Annotated in this window: 14 protein-coding genes; 11 read left to right on the top strand and 3 right to left on the bottom strand. The window is 32.7% G+C overall.

The window, feature by feature from the left end; translation table 11 throughout:
• Positions 1–33 precede the first annotated feature (33 nt).
• The 10 genes from ACFSTE_RS11495 to ACFSTE_RS11450 all read left to right on the top strand — a co-directional run bounded on the left by ACFSTE_RS11495 (position 34) and on the right by ACFSTE_RS11450 (position 15,909).
• Positions 34–3,387, top strand: coding sequence for a SusC/RagA family TonB-linked outer membrane protein (locus ACFSTE_RS11495; RefSeq protein WP_378256979.1), 3,354 nt, complete (start codon positions 34–36; stop codon positions 3,385–3,387).
• Positions 3,388–3,399: 12 nt separating this feature from the next.
• Complete coding sequence (locus ACFSTE_RS11490) at positions 3,400–4,806, top strand: RagB/SusD family nutrient uptake outer membrane protein (RefSeq protein ID WP_378256977.1); 1,407 nt, start codon at positions 3,400–3,402, stop codon at positions 4,804–4,806.
• 17 nt (positions 4,807–4,823) lie between these two features.
• On the top strand, positions 4,824–5,648 hold the full coding sequence (locus ACFSTE_RS11485; protein WP_378256975.1) for a hypothetical protein: 825 nt from the start codon (positions 4,824–4,826) through the stop codon (positions 5,646–5,648).
• A gap of 249 nt (positions 5,649–5,897) precedes the next feature.
• Positions 5,898–7,643: a peptidoglycan DD-metalloendopeptidase family protein gene (locus ACFSTE_RS11480; RefSeq protein ID WP_378256973.1), complete on the top strand. Its 1,746-nt coding sequence runs from the start codon at positions 5,898–5,900 to the stop codon at positions 7,641–7,643.
• Positions 7,644–7,928: 285 nt separating this feature from the next.
• Positions 7,929–8,501, top strand: a complete 573-nt coding sequence (locus ACFSTE_RS11475; RefSeq protein WP_176028916.1) for a Crp/Fnr family transcriptional regulator — start codon at positions 7,929–7,931, stop codon at positions 8,499–8,501.
• 116 nt (positions 8,502–8,617) lie between these two features.
• Complete coding sequence (locus ACFSTE_RS11470; protein ID WP_176028917.1) at positions 8,618–9,331, top strand: CPBP family intramembrane glutamic endopeptidase; 714 nt, start codon at positions 8,618–8,620, stop codon at positions 9,329–9,331.
• A 227-nt stretch (positions 9,332–9,558) separates the two neighbouring features.
• Positions 9,559–10,494, top strand: coding sequence for a hypothetical protein (locus ACFSTE_RS11465; RefSeq protein WP_378256969.1), 936 nt, complete (start codon positions 9,559–9,561; stop codon positions 10,492–10,494).
• A gap of 4 nt (positions 10,495–10,498) precedes the next feature.
• Entirely contained in the window at positions 10,499–12,991 is a 2,493-nt protein-coding gene (locus ACFSTE_RS11460; protein WP_378256967.1) for a S8 family serine peptidase, read from the top strand.
• Between the two features lie 516 nt (positions 12,992–13,507).
• Positions 13,508–15,352 carry a right-handed parallel beta-helix repeat-containing protein gene (locus tag ACFSTE_RS11455; RefSeq protein ID WP_378256963.1) on the top strand — a complete coding sequence of 615 codons (1,845 nt, stop codon included), beginning with the start codon at positions 13,508–13,510 and terminating at the stop codon, positions 15,350–15,352.
• A 227-nt stretch (positions 15,353–15,579) separates the two neighbouring features.
• Positions 15,580–15,909 carry a hypothetical protein gene (locus tag ACFSTE_RS11450; RefSeq protein WP_378256961.1) on the top strand — a complete coding sequence of 110 codons (330 nt, stop codon included), beginning with the start codon at positions 15,580–15,582 and terminating at the stop codon, positions 15,907–15,909.
• A 195-nt stretch (positions 15,910–16,104) separates the two neighbouring features.
• Here the strand turns inward: ACFSTE_RS11450 and ACFSTE_RS11445 are convergent, their stop codons facing one another.
• Complete coding sequence (locus ACFSTE_RS11445; protein WP_176028921.1) at positions 16,105–16,989, bottom strand: SMP-30/gluconolactonase/LRE family protein; 885 nt, start codon at positions 16,987–16,989, stop codon at positions 16,105–16,107.
• 792 nt (positions 16,990–17,781) lie between these two features.
• Between ACFSTE_RS11445 and ACFSTE_RS11440 the strand changes: the two genes are divergently transcribed.
• Positions 17,782–21,087, top strand: coding sequence for a GEVED domain-containing protein (locus ACFSTE_RS11440; RefSeq protein WP_378256959.1), 3,306 nt, complete (start codon positions 17,782–17,784; stop codon positions 21,085–21,087).
• Between the two features lie 272 nt (positions 21,088–21,359).
• Here the strand turns inward: ACFSTE_RS11440 and ACFSTE_RS11435 are convergent, their stop codons facing one another.
• Together ACFSTE_RS11435 and ACFSTE_RS11430 are read right to left on the bottom strand one after the other, a co-directional pair.
• Positions 21,360–21,977, bottom strand: a complete 618-nt coding sequence (locus tag ACFSTE_RS11435) for a dioxygenase family protein (RefSeq protein ID WP_378256957.1) — start codon at positions 21,975–21,977, stop codon at positions 21,360–21,362.
• 92 nt (positions 21,978–22,069) lie between these two features.
• Positions 22,070–22,873, bottom strand: a complete 804-nt coding sequence (locus tag ACFSTE_RS11430) for a LytR/AlgR family response regulator transcription factor (RefSeq protein WP_378256955.1) — start codon at positions 22,871–22,873, stop codon at positions 22,070–22,072.
• Positions 22,874–22,987: the final 114 nt, after the last annotated feature.

The following is a 22,987-nucleotide window of genomic DNA, read 5'->3' as shown; positions in this document are numbered from 1 at the left end:
CCCTTTTTTAGGCGTTAAAACAAAGTACTAATTATGAGAAAAGATCTTAAATATATCTTCTTCTGTTATTGTTTTATTATGGTAGGAACTCTTCCAATAGAGGCTAAAAATTACTCAAAGAGTAGGCCTCTTTCAGAGATTTTGGATGAGTTAGGTCAAAAATATAAAGTGTTCTTTACATATAATTCGGCAAAGCTTGATAATGTATTAATTGACTTTGATGTTAATGATAATGAAAAAATAGAGGTTACCATCAAAAGATTACTCAAAAAAACAAATTTTAATTACAAGTCTTTTGAGAATAAATACTATGTGGTTTATGAAAATACAAAAAGAGGGCGTAAATATCTAGAAAAAGCTCTGTATCACTTATCAGAGATTGAAAAATTAGAAAAAGAAGGAGTTCATATCAACAAGAAAGGTAAAAAAAGGTCACTTTCTTCACAAAGTAATGGTGCACAGGGATTTACTGTTAATGGAACCGTAAAAGATAAAAATGGTTATCCTCTGATGGGGGCTTCCGTATTAGTTAAAGGGACAAATCAAGGAGGGGTTACAGATTTTAATGGGGTGTTTAGTCTTATACTAACGAATAATCGAGCAATATTAGAAATTTCATATGTTGGGTTTGAAGACAAAGAGATTCAAATAAAAGGGCGCTCAACAATTGAAATCGTCCTTGAAGAAGATACAAGTGCATTAGAAGAAGTGGTGGTTGTAGGATATGGCTCTAAAGCTAAAAGAGAAATTGCCGGAGCTATTACACAAGTTGAGTTTGACGAATTAGAAAATACTTCAATACAAAGTTTTGATAAAGCTATACAAGGGCGTGCCACTGGAGTACAAATTGTTAATTCTGGAGCACCAGGAGGAGCAACTCAAGTTCGAATTCGCGGGATAGGTTCTATTAACTCAGGAAATAACCCTTTATATATCGTAGATGGTGTACAAGTAGTACAGGGACAATTTTCACAGGTTAATACTCAAGAGAATGTACTATCAACCATTAATCCAAATGATATAGTTTCTATAGATATATTAAAAGACGCTTCAGCTTCTATCTATGGAGCCCAGGCTGCAAATGGTGTAGTCATTATCACTACAAAAAGAGGATCAACAGGAGGTAAAACAAAAATAAACCTAAATGCACATTGGGGGATTAATAGTGTAATAAACAGACTTGATCTTTTGACTGGTCCTGAATGGACTGCTTTGGTACTAGAAGGATATGCTAATCGCTATGGGACAAACAGTAACCAATATCAAGATCAGCTAGCGTTTTTAGGGAACCCTTCAGATGCTCCTAATTATGATTGGCAAGACCTTTTATTTACTACAGCATTAGTAAGTAATTATCAGCTTTCAGTATCAGGTGGAGCTGAGAGAACAAGATATTTTGCATCAGGGTCATATAATAAAACAGAAGGACATGTAATTGGTACAGGTTTCGAACGTGGAACCTTACGATTTAATCTTGATAATGGTTTGGGAACTAAATTTAGAACTAGTTTGTCTACTAATTTTAGTTTAACTCAGAATCAAGCAACTAGAGATGATGGTTTTTTCTTTAATAATCCTGCAATAGCGTCTGCTTTTATTGTTCCTACAAATAACCCTTATGATGAAGACGGTACTATAAGAGAGCCTCTTTTTGGATTATATTCTGAAAATCCACTCGTAAATAAAGTTCCTAGTTTGTTTGATGAATCCTCAACTACTTATAAAATTTTGAGTTCTTTCTCTTCAGATTATGAATTCTCAAAAAATTTCATCTATACATCAAAATTTGGATTAGATTTTCTTACTAATAATTATAAATATTTTGCTAGTCCCAAAGCCAATGTAGGAGCAAGTTCAAACGGGGAAATAGTAACAAGCAATAATAGAAACCTCAATTGGCAGATCGACCAACTATTGACTTATGACAAGATGTTTAATGATGTGCATAAATTTGATGCACTTGTTGGTGTAAATTATCGGCAAGAAAAACGAAACTTCTTTTCGGCTACCGGAACTGAGTTTATAGTTTCATCATTGACTTCAGAAGGAAATGCTTCTGTTCAGCAAATAGATGGTTTCGATACAGAATGGAGAATGGCTAGTGTTTTTGGAAGAATAAACTATGTCTTCGATGATCGATATATTTTTTCAGGAACTATAAGAAGAGATGGAGTTTCAAGATTTGGAAAAGACAATCGATGGGGAACTTTTCCTGCAATTTCTCTAGGATGGCTTATCTCTTCTGAAAAATTTATGAGCAGATTTCAAGATGCTATTACCGAATTAAAAATTAGAGGTAGTTATGGAGTTACTGGTAATGCTAATGTAGACAATTTTGCTTCAAGAGGATTCTTTGCCACTAGTACGTTTGTAGGAAGAGGTGTTTTGCTACCTGATACAGTAGCAAACCCTAATTTGGCTTGGGAAGAGTCTGAAACTTTTAATATTGGGTTTGATGCAAAGTTATTTGATGGGCGGGTTGAAGCTTCTGCGGATTATTATACCCGAACTACAAATGACTTATTGTTAGAAAGACCATTAGCAACCACTAGTGGCTATAATCGTGTTTTTGATAATGTTGGTGAAATAGAAAATAAAGGTATTGAACTATCTCTGAATATGATAAATATTAAAACCAAAAACTTTAGATGGTCAACAGGTTTTAATTTGAGTATGGTTCATAATGAGGTAAAAGCTTTATCTGGGGAGGTAGAACAAATTAATGATGATGATTTTGGTTTAGTTCATAGGGTGGGGGAATCCTTAGGATCATGGTATGCTATACGATGGGCAGGCGTAAATCCTGCTGATGGAAGACCTATGTACTATGATAGAAATGGAGAGCTTACTTTTAACCCAACTGATGATGATCGTATTGTAGTAGGAGGAAGTATCCCTACGTATTATGGAGGATTCACAAATAATTTTTCCTATAAAGGACTCAGTCTTTCTGTATTATTTCAATATTCAGGAGGAAATTATATCAGAAATCGTTTGGCATTTTCTACAAGAGCTTCAGGAAGTTTTGCTGATCGAAATCAACAGCGAAGTGAATTAAATAGGTGGCAAAAACCAGGTGATATTACTGATGTACCTATAGCTTTAAATGGCTTTGTTTATGATGCACGACCAGGTAATGCCTATAGCTCCAAACATATTGAAAAAGGAGATTACATCCGCATGAAACAAATAAATATATCATATGATTTTCCAGAACTCTTACTAAAAAACTTGAACCTTCAGAGTATGACGGTTTATTTAAGTGGTAATAATCTTTTTACCTATACTCCATATTCGGGAAGAGATCCGGAGCTTTTAGGAGGAGATGATACGGGAGATTATCCTCAAGCCAAATCATACATATTGGGAGTTAATATTGGATTTTAAAAAAGAATAATTATGAACACTTTATACAAGAATATTATTTGGTCTTTTCTATTAATGTGTATTTTGATTGCATGTGATGATGTTTTGGAAACAGAACCAAATGATAGAGTATCTAATGAAAGAGCAGTTAGTGATTTTGAAAGTGCAGAGGCTACTTTACTAGGAGCCTATGATAGACTTCGAAGAGTTGATTATTACCAACGGGATTTCATTGTGATTGCAGATGGATTAGCAGATAATATTAGGCAGACTATAAACAATACTTCCCGGTTAAATGGAATATCCCAAAATCAACCCTACGCACATTTTACATTTTGGCAAAACGCATATGAAACCATTAATTCTGCCAATTTTGTAATAGAAGGAGTAGATAATCTACCAGATGCTACAGAAGATCAAAAAAAACAATTAAAAGGCGAAGCGCTATTTCTAAGAGCATTAGCTCATTTTGATCTGGTCAGAGCTTATGCCCGTAACCCAAATCATTTGGTAGGAGAGCCATTGGGAATCCCCATTATTACAAATCCTTCGGATATATTTGCACTACCAGCCCGTAATTCGATAGATCAAGTATATCAACACATAATAACAAGTCTTACCAATGCTTTTGATTTAATAGGAGTAACCACAGGAGTATCAAATAGAGCTTCTAAAGTAGCTGTACAAGGATTGCTTTCTAGAATATACCTTTATCAAAAAGATTGGGAAAATTCTATTATTGCAGCAAATTATGTTATTCAAAATGTAGGTTTCGATATTGAAACAGATGATTATTCTTCAATATTTTCGGAAGCTTCAGAAACAATTTTTGGATTGTCTTACAGTGATATAGAGAACCCTGGGTTAAATGGTTCATTACAAGGGCTTTTTTATATTGATACCAATACTGGTATTGGATATGGTGATTTTGTAGTAAGAGATGATTTATATAGCCTACATGAAACTGACGATATAAGACTAAACTTATACGTTCCTGCTATTAAATCAGGAGAAAATGTAAATTTTATTGGAAAATATTTGGGGTATCAAGGTGCATTTGGTTTGGACAATATCCCATTACTACGTCTCTCTGAAATTTTCTTGAATAGAGCAGAAGCTTTGGCAGAAAATAATGACTTATCTGGGGCAATAAATGATCTGAACAAAATAAGAAATAGAGCTGGATTGCCTAATGAATCGGTGGGTTCTAAAGAAGAAATCATTAATGCTGTTCTTAAAGAAAGGAGAATAGAATTGGCTTTTGAAGGTCATAGAATATTTGACCTTAAAAGAAGAGGACTCGATATTTCTAAAGGGATACTAAACATAGATTGTACACAAGAATGTAATATTTCTTATGAAGATTTTAGGGTATTGGCAAATATACCTGTCTCTGAAACTGATGTTAATGACAATCTTATTCAAAACCCGGGTTACTAATCCAAAAACAATATATTATGAAAAATATATGGGCAATACTTTTAATTTTTATAAGCATATGTTCTTGTGTTAAAGAAGAAAATTACCTATATAAAGGTAATTCAATACTTGCCTTTTCCATAGGAGAAGCTACAGAAGAGTTTGCTTATGATGAGGTTTTAGAGAAAACAATTACAGTTGATATTCAATTAATAGGACAACAACAAGAAAATGTAATCACTTCAGAGATTAAACTAGATGAAACAAACCTTACTTTACCAGAAGAAAAGATTAGCTTTCCTTCCTCAATCAATATCCCTACAAATAGTAGTAGTACTAGTTTTGAAATTACTATTTACCCTGATAAATTAGAAGAAGAAGAAAGAGCTACAGCTGTATTTCAGATAGAGGCTAATGGTATGAGTATGGAATCCAGTAACTTAAGTACGTTTGTTCTCAATATTAAAAAATTACCTGTTCCTGATTGTAATGAGGATTTGACCTCTTATTCAGGAAAGTATAGTATTACTACAGGCGATAGTTTTGGATATTCCTGGAATTGGGATAATAGAAATGATTTGTGGTTACAGTTGGATCCTAATATAACAAATAGAATGTCGAGTACTAATTTTTATGGGTGGACTGATTCTCAACCTGTTTTCTTCGAGTTTTCGTGTACAGATGCCACTATAACTGTAGTGCCGATTACCTCTTATAGCACTCCGGGAGGCTATACCTTTGATATTACAGGGGGTAGTGGAACCTATACACCTGGAGGAGAAATTACAGTGACTTATCAATGTTCGCATCCCACAGATGGGGATTTTACAATTACTGAAAAGTATATTAAATCTGTATTTTAAAACATAACATACTTATAGTATCAATTTACTATATAGACAAGAAATAACTTCGAGTATTTATGAATTGAAGTAATTCAATCCGAATAAAATAAATTATCAGAACATTTACTACAAGCTATCCAAAATTTAAATTTTGTCAGGTGGGGTGGACACCAATTTAACACTATTAAACAATTATATGTTTAGTGTTCATAAAAAAAAACTGCTCTAAAAAACAATTCATACAAAACTATTTTTAAAACAAACGTAATGAAAAAAGCAACATTTTTACTAGCCATGGTCATATCGACCAGTATTTTTGCAATTCAATCACATCACACACACAAATTATTAGAAAAGAAAAATGAATATCAAGACGATGGTGATCAAAGTAGAGTTTTCAATTCTTCAAAAAATAATCATTGTTTATTAAAATTTCGAATTCCAATAGAATTAAGATATTTACCATACGGGTATAACACTTTATATTTTATAACCAACTATGTTGACCAAGATCCTAGTATAAACTCTATCAAAGATTGGGGAGGTGGAGAATGGACGTATGATAGTCATAGAGGTACAGATTTTGCACTGTGGCCATACCCGTGGCTTACAATGGATATGGGATTAGCATTTGCAGTGGCGGCAGAAGATGGAATTATTATTGAAAAAGTAGATGGAAACTTTGATAGAAATTGCGGTGTATTAGCTGATATTGACGAGAATGCTCCCTGGAATGTAGTAAAAGTAAGGCATTACGATGGTACAATTACTATATATGCACATTTAGAGAAATATTCATTAACAAGAAAAGCAGTAGGGCAAACTGTAAAAAAAGGAGAGTTTCTAGGGAATATAGGTAGTGCCGGATATTCTGATGCTCCTCATTTACATTTTGAAATACAAAAAAACGGAGAAATATTAGACCCCTATCTTCATGATTTGTGGGAAACAAAACAAAGTTATTTAAATCCTATTGTAATAGGAGGAGGCGTACATCGTCATTACCCAAAGCTTAACCCAGTAACAGTAGGAGGAGGAATTCCAAATGGAGTAGAAACTGTAGATGAATGTAGTGATCCAGAGACAATTTACTCACATTATAGGTTTAAAAGTGGAGAACAGATATGGGTAACTTCTTATATCGCAAATCAAACACCAGAGCTAAAGTTTGAAAATGAAGTTAGAAAAGTAAAAAATAATGAGCTTCTTTTTGGATGGGATCCAAGTATAGTAACAGAACCTTTGAGAAACAGGAATTTTTGGGGGTATGTCTGGGCTACTGATGGAGGGTGGTACTATTATGAAGCAAAACTTGGAGATACAAGTATTTCTAAGACTTATTTTTATGTTGAGTACAGGAAGATATTAGGGTTAAAAATATTGGATTTTGATCCTAATGGAGATTTTTTTCATAATACCACAACTGAGAATAGAGATTTTAAGGAAGGAGAAGAAAGAACATTTGTAACATATTTTCATGATGCAAATGTAGGAGATCAAATCCAGGGAGAAATATACTCCCCTGATGGAACTTTATATAGAGAATGGGGAGGGACTATTGAGAATAAGGAATGGACTTTTTGGTCTGAAAAAGTAACTTTTGATAATGGTGATTTTGGACCAAATAAATATTGGGTATTTAAATCGCAATATAATGAAGATGAACCTGAATATACTTTTTTTACGGTTTCTAATGATATAACCAATAAATCAGATAATAGTCTCGATGAAGATCAAACATTAGAAAAAGAAAAATTAATTATCTCTCCGAATCCTGTTAAGGATATTGTTCATATAAAAATTCCTGATAATTTTTATAAAAATGATTTAGAGATCAGTATTCATGATCTAAGAGGAAGAAAAGTATATAACACTCATCTAAAGACTAAAGAAGAAGGAAATAATACAATGTTAGATTTAAGTTTTTTAAATGAAAATTTATATTTCCTCCTTATTAAAGACCCTAATTCAGGAGGAATTGTTTTCAAAGAAAAATTAGTAAAACTAAAATAAAATAGTATTAATATAGTTACAGTTGAGTTTGTTAGTTAGGATAAAACCCTTGTGTATATAGTTGTTTACAAGGGTTTTATTTTTTTTGTATACAGCGTTTCAATAAATTGTTCCATAAAATGGATCTCACCAGATTACCGAAGATGATCTCCATTTTTTATTTACTTTTTTAATAAATTATAAAGATCTATTTTTAATAGATTCAAAGTTTATATCCCACTACTATCTATATTTTGGGAGCTAAGGCATTAATTTTTTTGTATCTTTTATTAATAATTTTAAAAAATGTTAGGAGCTTTTTTAAAACAATATTTTGATCCCATTATTAATCTAAATCTTCAAGTTTGGGAAAATTTTGCAACCTTAGGAGAAGTAATAGAATTCCCGAAAGAGACTGTTCTAAAAGAGTCGAACAGTATAGAAAGGTATTTGGGATTTGTTCTTGAAGGAAGTGGAGGGAATCTTCTTTGGGATAAAAATAATTTTGTTTGTACAGACATTAGCTTTAGAAATGATGCGATAAATGACTTTATTTCTTTTACTTTACAAAAAGCATCCCCAATAGAAGTAAGACTGTTTGAGGATAGTAAGATTTTTAGAGTTTCATATCAAAGCTTCCAACGGGTATTTGAAAAAGGAAACTATGGGGAAGAAGTTTCAAGGCTGGCACTTGAATCAGCCTATATCGAAAAGCAACAGCAACAGATAGATCTTTTAACCAAAACAGCTAAAGAAAGATATCTCGAAATTATTAAGAAAAATGGAACTGATAAGCATATAAACTTAAAATACATTGCTTCTTATTTAGGGATTACACCACAAAGCCTTAGTAGAATTCGTTCAGAATTAATTTTATGACAATTAACAAATGGTAACTTTTGTTTAATCATTACAAATTACATTTGACAAGAGAAGTTATTTTTAAACACAGTAACCTGTTAATATAAAGCAGGTTAAAAACAGCTTTTAGTGTCATGAATAGAATAGTAAAAAATAGATCTGTTATTCCTAAATCCAGATTACTAGTAATTCTTTTGGGCTTTCCTATAATTTCTTCAATAATTTCATTGCTCCTTTTAAGAAGAGACCTTCTTACTTTTAAACAGGTAGATTTTTTTAGTGTTTTTTGGGGGATTATTATAGTTTGGTATTTAGTTCAAATTGTCATAATAAAAAGAATATTAAATTCTTCATGTTTAAGTTTCAATGATATTGGCTACAGATTTAATAAAAAAGAAACTTTATATTTTATTCTGGGGTATCTGATTTTTGCCTTTATATTATTTGGTGTAATAGAATATTTATTAGCTTCTATTGATATTACCAGCACTAAACTGAATTCACTATCTGATTTTTCGAACCTTACTCCTAAAACATCTCTACAACGATTCATATTTATAATAGCGGGATTAGTTGCGGGTATTTCAGAAGAGTTTGTATACAGAGGTTTTGCGATTAATGGACTAGAAAATCATAACATAAATAAATGGAGTGCCATTCTGATAGCTGCTATTCCATTCGTTTTTCAACATGGTTTAAAATCCTTAGATCAGTTTTGGTGGTTTTTTATAACAGGGATAATTATGGGACTCATTTACGTAGTTTCTAAAAGAAAATTATACATCAATATTATTATCCATTGGTTGGTCATTCTTTCTGCAATGCTAGCTATACTACAGGTTTTATAACAATAATTAATTAGTATATCAGCTTTTGCATAGATCGTTTAATCATTTATTTCTTGATACGATTATGTGATTACAGGTAGAAACCATCTAATTCATGTTTTGCCTCGATTTTAACCTACAAGTCATTATAGGAGATTAAAATATACTCTGAAAAATCTTTATATCCCCCCTAAAAAAGAAAGAATAGAAAATAAAGTAAATGTTTCACAAATAAATTCAAAATACTCATGAGAAATTCAATAAATACCGTTTCGTTTTTTATGTTAACCGTCTGTTTTTTTGTTGGTTATGGTCAAAATACATTTCCGTCAAATGGGAATATAGGCATCGGGACTTTAAACCCACAACAAAAATTACATATTCATGGCAGTACTCCCAATATTACTTTAATCTCAGGAGCTGCTCCGGGGATTATATTTTCTCCGATATCTACCAACAATTTAAGTCTGGCAGGTATCGGATTATCTACTATAAATGGGCATTATCATACTACTTCACTAATAGGAGATTTTAATATTAGAAGTGGAGGAGGTAAAGACATTGTATTTGGAACTCTGTCAACAGCAAGTGCTACTAATGGAAATGAATGTATGCGTATCAAAAACGATGGAACCTTGCAATTAAAAGGAAACAAAGGTGTTGTTTTTTCTGATTATGGTGGAGGTTTTAAAATGATTGATAACAGTTGGATTCGAACTTCAGGTAATAAGAGCTTCTACCATAATCGAGGAATTATGAGAACTGATGGGACATTTCAAGTAGGACGAGCAGGAAATCGTTTTATTGTAAAAACTAATGGTGAAGTCGGTATAGGAGTTAACAATACCAATGGTTATAAGCTTGCAGTAAAAGGAAATATTATCACCGAGGAACTAAAAATCAGAACATATGAAAGTTGGCCAGATTATGTATTCTCTCCTGATTATAGTCTTAAAACCTTAAAAGAAATAGAAAACCATATCAAAAAAGAAGGCCACTTACCTAATATTCCATCAGCAAAAGAAGTAAAAGAGAAAGGAATCAATATTGGTGAAATGAATGCCAAACTTTTGCAGAAAATAGAAGAGTTAACATTATATCTTATAGAAATTAACAAAAAAGTTTATGCTCTGGAAAGTGAAAATGTTCAGTTAAAGGGTTTGATAAATTCTTCTAAAATTTAAAATTATGAATAGGTTATATAATTTTTTAGGAGTAATTCTATTATTGATATATAATTACTCTTTTTCACAATCCTCGGATTGTCCAGAAAATCTAACTGTAACAACTGATGTATTATCAGGTCAAACAAGATTGTTTCAGTCCAGTAACTCAATTACAGGTGTGAACACTATACAAACTAATGCGAATGCTATATATAATGCAGGAGTGGAAATAACCCTGTCCGATGGTTTTGATGCGATAAAAGGAGCTGATTTTGATGCATTGATAGATGGTTGTATTTCCAACCCTAATAGTTTGCCCAATGACCCTTTGTTTACCCTACAGTGGGGACATCATAATTTGGGTAGTAATAGTCCAGAAAACCATCCGTATGCATTTTCGTTTCACACAGATTGTGCCACAGCAGAGATAACTCCTCCTATTGGGGTAAATGATATAGATACTAATATTCTGGACGTATGGAAGGATATAACGAAGGGATCAGAAGATATTACCATAGCGATATTGGATTCGGGACTGGATATACATCATCCTGATATAAACCCTAATAGAATTGTAGCCCCACAGAATTTTACAGAAACCGGAACCATTACAGATGTCACGGATACTGGTGGTCATGGAACCCATGTAGCCGGTTTGATTGCCGCAGAAGTAAACAATGGAATTGGTATTGCAGGTATAGATCAAAATTGCAAGATCATGCCAGTTAAGATAAATCCCAGTCCTGGAAAGTTTATTCAAATTTCTAAAGGGATACGATATGCTATTAGTCAAGACAGAGGGAGTAATAAAGCGAATATCATATCTATGAGTCTTGGCAAATCAACCGATTTCACTAAAGAAGAAGAAGTGAAAAATGCTGTAAGTGAAGCTATTGAAGCTGGGGCAATCTTAATAGCTGCAACAGGTAATGACAATACTAATAAAGTAGATTTTCCTGCCCAATATTCAGAGGTTATAGGAGTGGGAGCTTTAAGTCCTTGTAATACAAGAAAAAGTAGAACCTCTTGTGATCTGGATACTCGTAAAGAAGGACGTAATTTACTTTCATGGGGAAGTAATTATGGGGTGGGAATGGATATTCTGGCTCCCGGGACTTTAATCCCTAGTACAGACATTACAGGTATAAATCAAGGGTTATCAGGTTTTTGTAATTGTGCTCTTGGTAGTTGTTATACCAGTTGCATAAAGACAAGTAATTCCAACATATTTACCAATATTAATGGAGATTATGTAATCGATGGCTTTGGTACTTCGATTGCTACCCCTTATGTGGCAGGAATTGCTTCCCTCATGCTGGCAGCTAACAAGGATTTAAAGAACTACCAGGTGCAGTATATATTAAAAGAAAGTGCAAAAATCACTAGTGATGGTTTTAAAAGAGTGGATGCCCTATCAGCTGTAGAAATGGCAAAAAACTTTGATCCCAATATCGATTTTTTATTGCCTGATTTAAAAATAGAAGTTCTGTCAGAGATATCTGATGAAATTGATTTTACGGATACTTTTCCAATAGAAATTAAAATAACCAATAGAGGAGATAAAGTCATATCATCTTCCTCTTTGCAACTCAGTTTTAAAATAATTACTGATATCAATGATAATATTTCAAAATCTTTTGATATATCTAGTATTAGTGTTACCTCATTAGGAATAAATCAAAGTCAAATAAAGAATGTTTCCATTCGACCAATTTGTACTGATATTAGTGGGGAAATTAATGATATTTTAAATAGACCATCTTTTTTATCCATTTCAATAAACAATAATAACGATGAAATTAGCAAGCTTAATAACCAAATTGATATACCAATACAGTTCATAGAAAACCAAAAACCTGATTTGGTAATTGAAAACGTGACTTTGGCAAACACTTTATCGAATAGTTTTCTTGTTGAGTTTGATATAAAAAATTTAGGACAAGGACATTCTGAACTTGTAGCAAATACAAGTGTTCAAAATAATTTTTATAATTATTATCTATCGGAAGATATTTTTTTAGATAAAATTAAGGATAGAAAAATTTTCCCTAGGTTTAATCAAGTGAATCCAATATATGGAAATTTCTCTTTATGTCCTAAAACTTCGCAAACCTTAAGACCAAATCGTTTTAACCATAGTCCTGAAGGGTACCTTTTTATTGAGATAAATGCCAATAACATAATTAATGAAATAGATAGGACGAACAATATAATAATGATCAACCTCACCCAAAGTAATTCTGCGACTTTAATTTTAAGAAGTAAAAATCCTGTTTTAAATCCTGGAGCTATACTATCCATTTCTCCCAACCCGTCAAAAGATATGGTGTCAATACTAGTTCCCAAAAAAGGAATCATCCGGGTATTGGATATTACAGGAGTATTAATTTCGTCTTATCCTATTACTGATAGTCTATTAAACATAAATATAGGTTCTTATAAAAAAGGGCTTTATTTAGTAGAATATATAGATATAGGAGGTAATAGATCAATAAAGAAACTCATAAAAAAATAATAAACGATCAAAAAGTTTGAACCGTGAAAGTTCGGGTTCATTTTAATATTTAAAATCTTTGTAAGTAGTACTACTTACAAAGATTTTTTTACGATACAACTTAGTGAGCGATCAACGAATTTCTATTACAGAGTGAGTTACACCTGGTATATCAGATGTATCCTTGTTTTATTATTAGGGTATTTCCTCTTCGTACATTAAGGTATGTTCCCGCTTTTACGTTACCCATTTAATTTGGTACTAATCTTACTACCGAATTTTGGTATAGGAGAGTTTCCACAAGTAGAATTACGTCTATACTTCCTTTTAAGGTTGGAAAAAGGTAATCTCAGTGTGTTTTGTAAAGAAGTATTAATTCTGCAACATACTTTAGGCTTATTTAGATTAGAGCTGTACCTGAAAAAAATATAAAAATATATTAATAAGTCATATTGTTAAGTTAAATGAAGAAAATTACTGTCTGTAAGTGTATAGGAAAGATACATTTGCGCGCTTCATTTTAACCCAAAATCTATTATGAAAAAAATTACTATTTACTTTATTTTATTCGGGATCTTACAATCCTTTTCTCAAACAAAGGTTTGGAATGTAGCTGATAGGTATCCTGATTATACTCCACAACAGGGAACAGCCTTGTTAAAACAAATTATTACAGATGCTAAGCTTTATTTTAAAAGAAATAATGGGAAGTTACGTGTTTTGTTTGATGAAAAAACATACGTTTTTTCACATGAGTCATCTCCTGCAATAGCAATACATAACATTAAAAGAGGAACATTAGAGCTATCGGGAAAAGGCACAAATCATACTGTTTTTCAATTTAATCAATTTGATCAATTAGGGCTGGAAATTACAAAATCAGATAATATCCATATAAACAACATTCACTTTACAAGGAAAAAACTATACGCCTCGCAAGGAACGGTTATCAATACTGATATTAGATCAAATATTATTGAAATGAAGTTGCATAAAGGGTTTTATGATCCCATTAGATTAACAAACCCTAAAATTTTTCCTAATATAGCTAATAATCATGTAACAGTATTGGCTTATACGAGTAATGCTAATGATCCTCGGTTAAGTCATAAAACGGATCATTTAAAAATCAAAAAAATAACTCTAAAAGACAAAGACAAATCGATTTATCGAATCGAATTAGAAAATACTTCTTGTTGTCCATTGCGATCAACTCTGGTTGGAGAATATATAACAATAAAAGCGAAAATAGGGGTGCCTACTATTTTTATTAAAGATTCAGATAATATGCAAGTAGATAATGTTTTGATTACAAGAGCTACTGGGGTTGCTCTCAAGTTAAAAGGAGATTGTGATCGAACCGTTATTAACAATGTTGAAGTTGGAAGAAGAACGGATGATCAGTTTCATGGAAAAAAAGCGATATATTCCAATTTAGCCGGAGGAGTTATCGTGGAAAACGGAAAAATAGGAGCAAAAATCAGTAATTGTTTAATTTATGGAACAGCTGATGATGGGATAACCTATCATGCGGGAAATACGAATATTCTTCCTGATGGAGGACAAATTTATAACAACACTGTCAGAGATAATCATGGAAGAGGAATTATTGTAAGTCAATCAAAAGGAGGGATACTATATGGTAATACCCTAGAGCGAAATAGAGGTCAGGCATTATTGATAAAAACAGTTATAAAAGCTGATAATGCTTTGGGGAATGTAGCGGTTAAAAATTGGGATATATATAACAATACTTTTATAGAGAATTATATTAATGAAGTTATTTGGCTTACCACAGAAAGTTCCAATAACGGTAAGCATACCAATATCGTTATTAGAGATAATCACTTTTATAAAGTTCCTAAAAACAACTACCTGATTCGAATTGATCAAACAAATTCCGTAACGTTAAATAATAATATAGTTCACTCTTTTTCTAAAAAAAATGATGCTAGCAGGAGTAATGGAGCAGATCAATTTTTAATTAAAGTTGGACAAGCTAATGAAATATCAGGACGAAATAATAAAATTTTAGAGTGTACGGATAGAGGTATTTTTGATATAGATACTAATTTAAACGTGATTAGCAAGTGGAAAAAAGAATGTTCCGGTAAAAAAAGAAATTTACCTGGTATAGGAAAAAGCAAAGAACTATTCTATAAAAGAAACAATAATGTCTCTTATATAGGAAGCCTTTCTGATAACGCAAAAGCATATTTAATTTCTGTGTTTGATATTTATGGATTTGAAATAAAAACGCTTTCTCATCATAGCAACTCAGAAATAATTGAGTTAGATCAACTTCAAAAAGGAATATACTGTATAAAAGTAAATGCTATCGGCGAAGAAGAAACACTAATAAAAAAAATAATAGTTAATTAACCTCTTTTTTCCTTTTTTATAATACACAGAATCAATCAATACCTTATTGTTTAATAATGTTATACGATAAGGTGTTGATTGATTTCATTGAAAAAGTTTAAACCACTTCATTTATACAACTTCAGAATCTTACTTCTGAAATTTTTATCCTAAAGTCTTTTGTTGTGATTGTCTGATATTTATAGTATTGGAGTTGATTTCTTGTGTTTAGCTGTGATGGTGTGTTTTTGAGATTGAAGACTAAAGATGTAGTAAAAGGAAATAGGGATTTAAGTATTCCCAAAAAGCTAAAAGGCAAGATCAATATAAAGTTTCATGGGGTTCTACGACCTTTAGTAAAGATGGAAAGACGGGGCATTTTAGAGGAGAAAGAAGTTGAAGAAGGGGACGACTTAGCAAAATTACTTTCATTAGAAGAGATTTATTTTGATTTGGATACGTCAAAGATCCGACCAAATGCTGAAGTGGAATTACAAAAGATTATTGCAGCGATGAAAGAGTATCCTCAATTACGTTCCATGTGCTACCAAAAAACATCAGGAAAACAGAAGAAGTGAATTTAGTATTGTGAAATAATTACATATCCCGATAATTATAATTAAGTGATAAAGCCAGTATTTATTTTTATAAATACTGGCTTTTTACATATTTTTTATGTTGTTTCCCATTACTGTCTACATAGCTTTTTAGATATTATTTAGGAAATAACATGTATTATTATGTATCTAATTTTATGGTATACAAAACCCTGTCTATAGTTTTATCGGGGAAAAAGCTAATACTTTTCCTGTAGGGGCAATCGGAACTATAATAATATCATTTTCGGTTAAATAAACAATGTCTCCTGATCCTTGTTCGGTATCAATAATCTTTGTCGTTACTCCGTTTTCAAATGTGAATATTTTACCTTCTATCCAATCAGAAAGTAAAAAACCATTATTATAAGGATGAATACCATCTAGGTGACCAATATTATCTTTTCCTATTTGTTCAAAAGACTTATTAGCCATATTTATCTTTAACACCGTTCCTTTTGATGCTCCTAAAGGGTTTTGGTCATCAAAAGAACCCCAGGCTGAAATATACATGTAATTATCTTCAATCCATAGTCCATTCGGATTTTGAAGGTTTTCATCTTGTAGCCAAAGCTTAAAGTTACCTTGTTTATCTAATCTATAAATAGCAGAGGTAAACATATCAGAAACATAGACATTGCCCGTATTATCTTTGGCAACATCATTAAGAAATTGAGCCCCTTCTCCTTCATATTCATTAATTATTTCTGCTGAAGGAATATCAATCTCAATCAATACTGTTTTATCACTTACATACAGCTTGTCATCAATTATTAGAATTCCTTTTGGTTCATCCATCCCTGTTATCCATTCTTTTTCGATAATGGTACCATTAGGAGATAAAATTCCTATTGAGGCCTCCCCGTTTTCTCCCCCTAATTTTTGATTAGAAACATATAATACATTACGCTTCTTATCAAAGGCTACACTTTCAGGGTTTGGCAAATCGTTAATCTCCCAAACTAAATCCCATTGTACAACTCTTGGTTCATTGTCATCGTTACAAGAAATAAATAGAATAGAAATGACTAACAAATAAGTTGTTAATAAGTAAAATTTCATTTAGATAAATTTTAAAAATTGTTTTTAATAATAAATTTTGTCTGCTTATATTTTTATATATAAACATCTCTTTATTAGGAGTTTTAGTTTGTAAAATTATGATTAGAAAAAGCGTGATCAAAATACTAATTAACTATGTTTATCATAGTTTTTTGTAATGGATATAAAATTATTAAACCCCTTTATCCTTGGTGCACGAAGAAAATATTATTATTTCAAACTTATATCTGCTTAATTTTTTGATAAGGTTTTTCACGCTTTTTATTCTAGAGGTAATTAGATCAAAAGAATACAGTTTTTGATACATAATTTTCAAACCCCTTCAAACAATCAGGAAGTTGTTCTTTTGTCTTTTGGGATACAGGGGGAATATCTATACTTTTTTTTCAATTCTGTTATGTAAAAAAGTAAAAGAAAGATCGGCTAGTTTCTGGTCAATAAACTTACAAAAATTAGGTGGGTAGAATAAAAAATTCTCTGTTGTTATGTGTTGTAAATCTCTGATATCTTCTTGTAAGTTGTTTTTGAGGTACATGTCTTGATTTTAAATAATAATAAGATTGTAAGTTGCTTGTTAACAGTTGGTTTTGTGTTAATTGTTTAAATAGGATCAAATAAAAGAAAGATTTTTCTTGCAACAAAGTTGCATTATCATAATATTAGTGTTTTGTGCAGTATTTTTATTTCTCTTCATCGAAAAACTTTTTTCGTTACGAATAATTTAAGAAATTAGAGTGTTTTATTTGAATAATTCAAAAAAGATAAAATAACATTAACTCAAACTCAACAACAATGAAAACAACTAACAAAAGCCTTATTTTGTTGAGGGGTTTTAATGAGCAAGTATTGCCAAAATTAAATATAGTTATTGCTTCTGCAATACTATTTTTATCTGGTGGGCTTTTCGCTCAGACCCCTTCGCAAAAGGCAAAGATTATTCAACAAAGTAATCTGGTAAAATTAAATCAATTACAGTCTGAACTAGCAAGTAAGGCAGCATTACAGAAGAAAGAAGCTGTGGCAGCTGCCAAAAGAAATGGATGGCAGGTTAAAATAGCGAATACAGACGGAAGCTTTTCTGAATTACAAAGATTAGCAAAGGATGGAGCACCAATCTATTACACTACATTTAATGTAGATGCAGCAAAATCTACACGAACAAATCACTTAAACTCTGGAGGTTCCTTAGGACTAAACCTGGACGGGCAAAGTATGACGGCCCATGTTTGGGATGGAGGAGCGACAAGACCTAGTCATCAGGAATTTGATGGTGCAGGAGGGAATAACAGAGTTATTATTAATGATGGTGTTACAATACTTAATGGTAATAGTTTTCATGCTCAGCATGTTACAGGGACGATAGTAGCTTCTGGGGTACGAGCCAATGCAAAAGGAATGGCACCTCAGGCAAAAGCTAAAACACACGATTGGGAAAATGACAGCTCAGAAGCGACGACAGCTGCTGCCAATGGAATGATATTGTCAAATCATTCTTATGGTTTTAGAGCGGATCGAATTCCCGATCAATATTTTGGGGCCTATATTGAAGAAGCTAGAATATGGGATGAAATTATGTATAATGCTCCTTTTTACCTTATGGTAGTAGCAGCAGGAAATGATGGAAATGATAATAGTTCTAATGGACGACCATTAGATGGAAATTCTTCGTATGATAAATTATCAGGTCATTCTGTTTCAAAAAATAATCTGGTGGTTGCAAATGCTCAAGATGCTAACATTAGTAATGACGGAACTTTAAATAGTGTTACGATTAATAGTAGTAGTAGTGAAGGTCCTACTGATGATTATAGAATTAAACCAGATATTACGGGTAATGGTACAGGAGTATATTCAACTTTTGATAACAGTGATACTGCTTACAGGAGCATCACAGGAACCTCAATGGCAGCTCCTAATGTAACAGGAACACTTTTATTGCTACAGCAACATTACAATAATAATAATGGAAATTTGATGAAAGCAGCCACCTTAAAAGGGGTAGCACTTCATACTGCTGATGATATTGGTCCTTCTGGACCTGACGCCGTTCATGGATGGGGATTATTAAACGCTAAGGTTGCTGCAGAAGCTATTACTAATAAAGGAACTGCTTCGAAAATAGAAGAACTAACACTTACTAGTGGGCAGACGTATACTATCACTGTTGATTCCGATGGTAGTAGCCCATTACTTGCTTCTATTTCCTGGACGGATAGAGCAGGGACAGCTGTGTCTGCAACCAATTCTAATACAGCTGTATTAGTTAATGATTTAGACATTAGAGTGACTAAAGGTTCTGCTACATTTAGCCCATATAAACTTACTAGCATTACTACAAATGGTACAGGTGATAATACAGTGGATCCATTTGAGAGAGTGGATATAGCCAATGCATCAGGAACGTATACTATTACAGTTACTCATAAAGGAACATTAACAGGAGGAAGCCAAAACTTTTCTCTTATTGTTACTGGATTAACAGAAACAACTACTGTATGTACGGCAACCGTACCTGCCGGAGTATCTTCTTCGGCTGTAGGCGCAGATACTGCAACTATAGGATGGACAGCGGTAGCTAGTGCTACCTATGACCTTCGTTACAGACAAACCGGAACAACAAATTGGACAACTTCTGCCGAAAATGGAACCTCTAAAGTGATTTCTGGATTGAGTCCATCTACAACTTATGAAGTTCAGGTAAGAAGTAAATGTGCTGATGGAACTACTTCTGACTATAGCGCTTCAGTGAATTTTACAACGACAGATGTACAGCTTAATTACTGTAATTCTAATGGTCAAAGAGTAAGTGATGAATATATTAGTAATGTAAAACTAGGTTCGATTGATAAAACATCGACAGGAGCAAGTAGTGGGTATAGTGATTTTACTGCCGAATCTACTAACTTGTCTAAAGGAAATGCTAATACTATTACTATTACTCCTACATGGACTGGAACCAGGTATAATGAAGGGTACAGTGTATGGATTGATTATAATCAAGATGGGGATTTTGCTGATTCAGGAGAACAAGTATGGACAAAAGCAGCTTCACAAACAACCCCGGTAAGTGGTAGTTTTACAGTACCTGCAACAGCGAAAAACGGAAATACAAGAATGAGAGTATCTATGAAGTATAATGGAATACCAACTTCATGTGAATCTTTTACTTATGGAGAAGTAGAAGACTATACTGTGGCTATTGGAGGTTCTGATGCGGATACTCAGGCTCCTTCTGCTCCAACCGGATTAACAGCTTCTAATGTTACAGAAACAACCCTTACATTATCCTGGAATGCTGCTACTGATAATGTAGGTGTAGTAGGATATGATGTCTATCAAGGAGCTACTAATCTTGGATCAGTAACTGCAACCACGAGAAATATTACTGGATTGACAGCTAATACAGCCTACCAGTTTACGGTAAAAGCGAAAGATGCAGCAGGAAATGAATCTGCAGCAAGTAATACACTAAATGTAACTACCGCAGGAGCATCTTCTACATATGATGTAAAACTGCGTATTACTTTTGATAATTATCCCGAAGAAACCAGCTGGGAAATTAAAGATGCTAATAATCAGGTAGTGCATTCAGGAGGAACATATGGAGCGCAACCTGATGGCTCTACACTTACAATAACCAAAACACTGGATACAGGATGTTATACTTTGGTATTTAAAGACTCCTATGGAGATGGAATTTGCTGTAGTTACGGAAATGGTTCTTATGAACTGAGTAATAGTGCATCTGGTGAAGTATTAGCTTCTGGTGGATCATTTACTTCTGAAGATACTAAAAATTTCTGTGTAGGTACGACGCAATTAAATAGTATCAATAGTAGTAGTACTATTGCAAAAACAGATCTGAGAATTTCTGAATTTGTGCTTTCTCCAGTTCCTGCAAAAGACTATATCATGATTCGAATGAAGAATGCTAAAGATTCAAACTATAGAATTATAAATCATATTGGTCAAGTGGTAAGAAGTGGAAAAGTATCTGAAAACAAAGTAACTTTAAACGGTTTGCCAAATGGAATGTATTTCTTTTCAGTGATATCTAATGATAAAACACTAACGAAGAAGTTCATCATCAAACAGTAACACACTTTCAATATTTTTTAGAGACCCGAAGCAATTTGCTTCGGGTCTTTCTATTTGTAATACTGTTCAGGGATAACAATATAGTAAGTTGGTGTATTTTGAGTGTTTTTCGGGTTATGGATAATGAGTTTTTAGTTATAGAGATCGTTTTAGTAATCATTCTGTCGGGTTCACCAAAAAAGATATGTTGATAAAAAGGGGGACTCTTGTCCTGTTTTGTACACATAATATCTGTTAATTGTGTTGCTGTTTTTTGTTAATAAGAAAATACTTTAAAAATCACCTTTTTCTTTAAGTTGGATTTTTACTGTGATATATTGAATTCCTTTTATCTCTTTGACTTTGGAAATCCAACCGAATTTTCCTGTTTTTTTTGAGGCACTATGTTGCTTCTCTGTAAGCATTGGATCATCAGATAAGAATACTTTTGGAGCCCATTGCCTGCCAAATTCTTTGGATATCGTGGTGAAATGGATATGAGCCCCTTCACGCCCTAAATAATCAGGAGCAGGTCTAATTGTTTTAAACTCAAAATTTCCGTTTTTATCGGTTTTTGCCCATCCCTGCAATCTCCATGTTGTTAGCTCAACATCGTTTTTTCCAAAATCAAACCCATTACCATCTCTGTGGTAAGAGTGCACGATGATTCCTTCAGCGGGAGTAGTATCAGGATTATAGATTTTTCCCTTTATAATAAGAGGAATACCTTGTTCGTCTTTGGCAGCAATCCTACTGGCAGCAGGAATTTCTATAGGCTTTTTTTTATCGGCTTCGTTCCAGTGACGTAACCATCTTGGGTCTACCTGTCCCTGAATACTGAAACTAAGAGTAAAAGGTATGATTAACCATATAGTTTTATAAACCTCGACCCATTTTCTCAATGTTTTCATAAATGTAATGTTTTGCCTCAAAATTATTGTGAAGGAAAGCTTTTGTCAAGATTATCAGTGAGGTTAAATGCTTTGTGGAGTGAAAAATAAGCTTACTGGAGTAGATGTTGCCAGTTTGCTCTGTAATGTCGGCTCAAACGAACGGTTTCGCCATTGGAAAGCAAGGCATCGTAATCTCCGTTCTTTCTCGATACAAGTTCTTTGACTATATGTGTATTAATGATTGTAGAACGATTAACCCGCAAAAATGTCGAAGGATTTAAAAGAGTTTCGAATACTTTCATTGTTCGAGTATCAAAATAACGATTGGTGCTCGTAGTAATAACAGTATATGGCTTGTCTGTTGAAATAGTTTCAATAGACTGGGAGCTTATAGCGATGGTTTTAAGCCCGGTTTTTACTTTGAAATTTTGGGAATAAATAAGATTAGATGTAGTTTTTGGAAGCTTCTTTTCTAAAAAAAATACCACAAAAGGAGCGATAAAATAGTAGAGTATCAAAGCACTAAATTCATTGGATAAAGCATTAGTAAAGATGCGTACAAAACGATGTGAAGGAGAGAAAACAAAATAACTTACCGATACAAAAAAAGAGGTGAAGATCAGAATGTGCAACAAAGATAGGATGCTGCTTATTGCCAATCTGTAAAGAACTAACCAGATATTGTTTTTGCAATGAAATAGTGTCAATATCCAAATTTCTAAAAATGTGAAGGGGACGAGAAAAAACCAAATACTGTTATAAAGTAAAGAATCTGAGATGTAAAATCCAGTACCGTGAATTTGGCTAAATAAGTAATCTTGTAAAACAGACAGACCAATGATCAGGAAGAACAATCCGATCCAAAGCTTACTTCGGTTAGGTTTTGAAAAAACTTCTGAAATTGGTCTTTGCATGATTATTTCATTGTTAGGAAACATCTCGAAATAGAGATGATCTTAGAACCAGCTATTAAAATTACTGGTAAAACCAGACGATTTGATCTGTAAATATTGTAATAACATTCCCGG

Source organism: Aquimarina hainanensis (genome assembly GCF_042684685.1).
Taxonomy (GTDB): Bacteria; Bacteroidota; Bacteroidia; order Flavobacteriales; family Flavobacteriaceae; genus Aquimarina; species Aquimarina hainanensis.
This window is presented reverse-complemented; position numbering and strand designations above follow the sequence as displayed.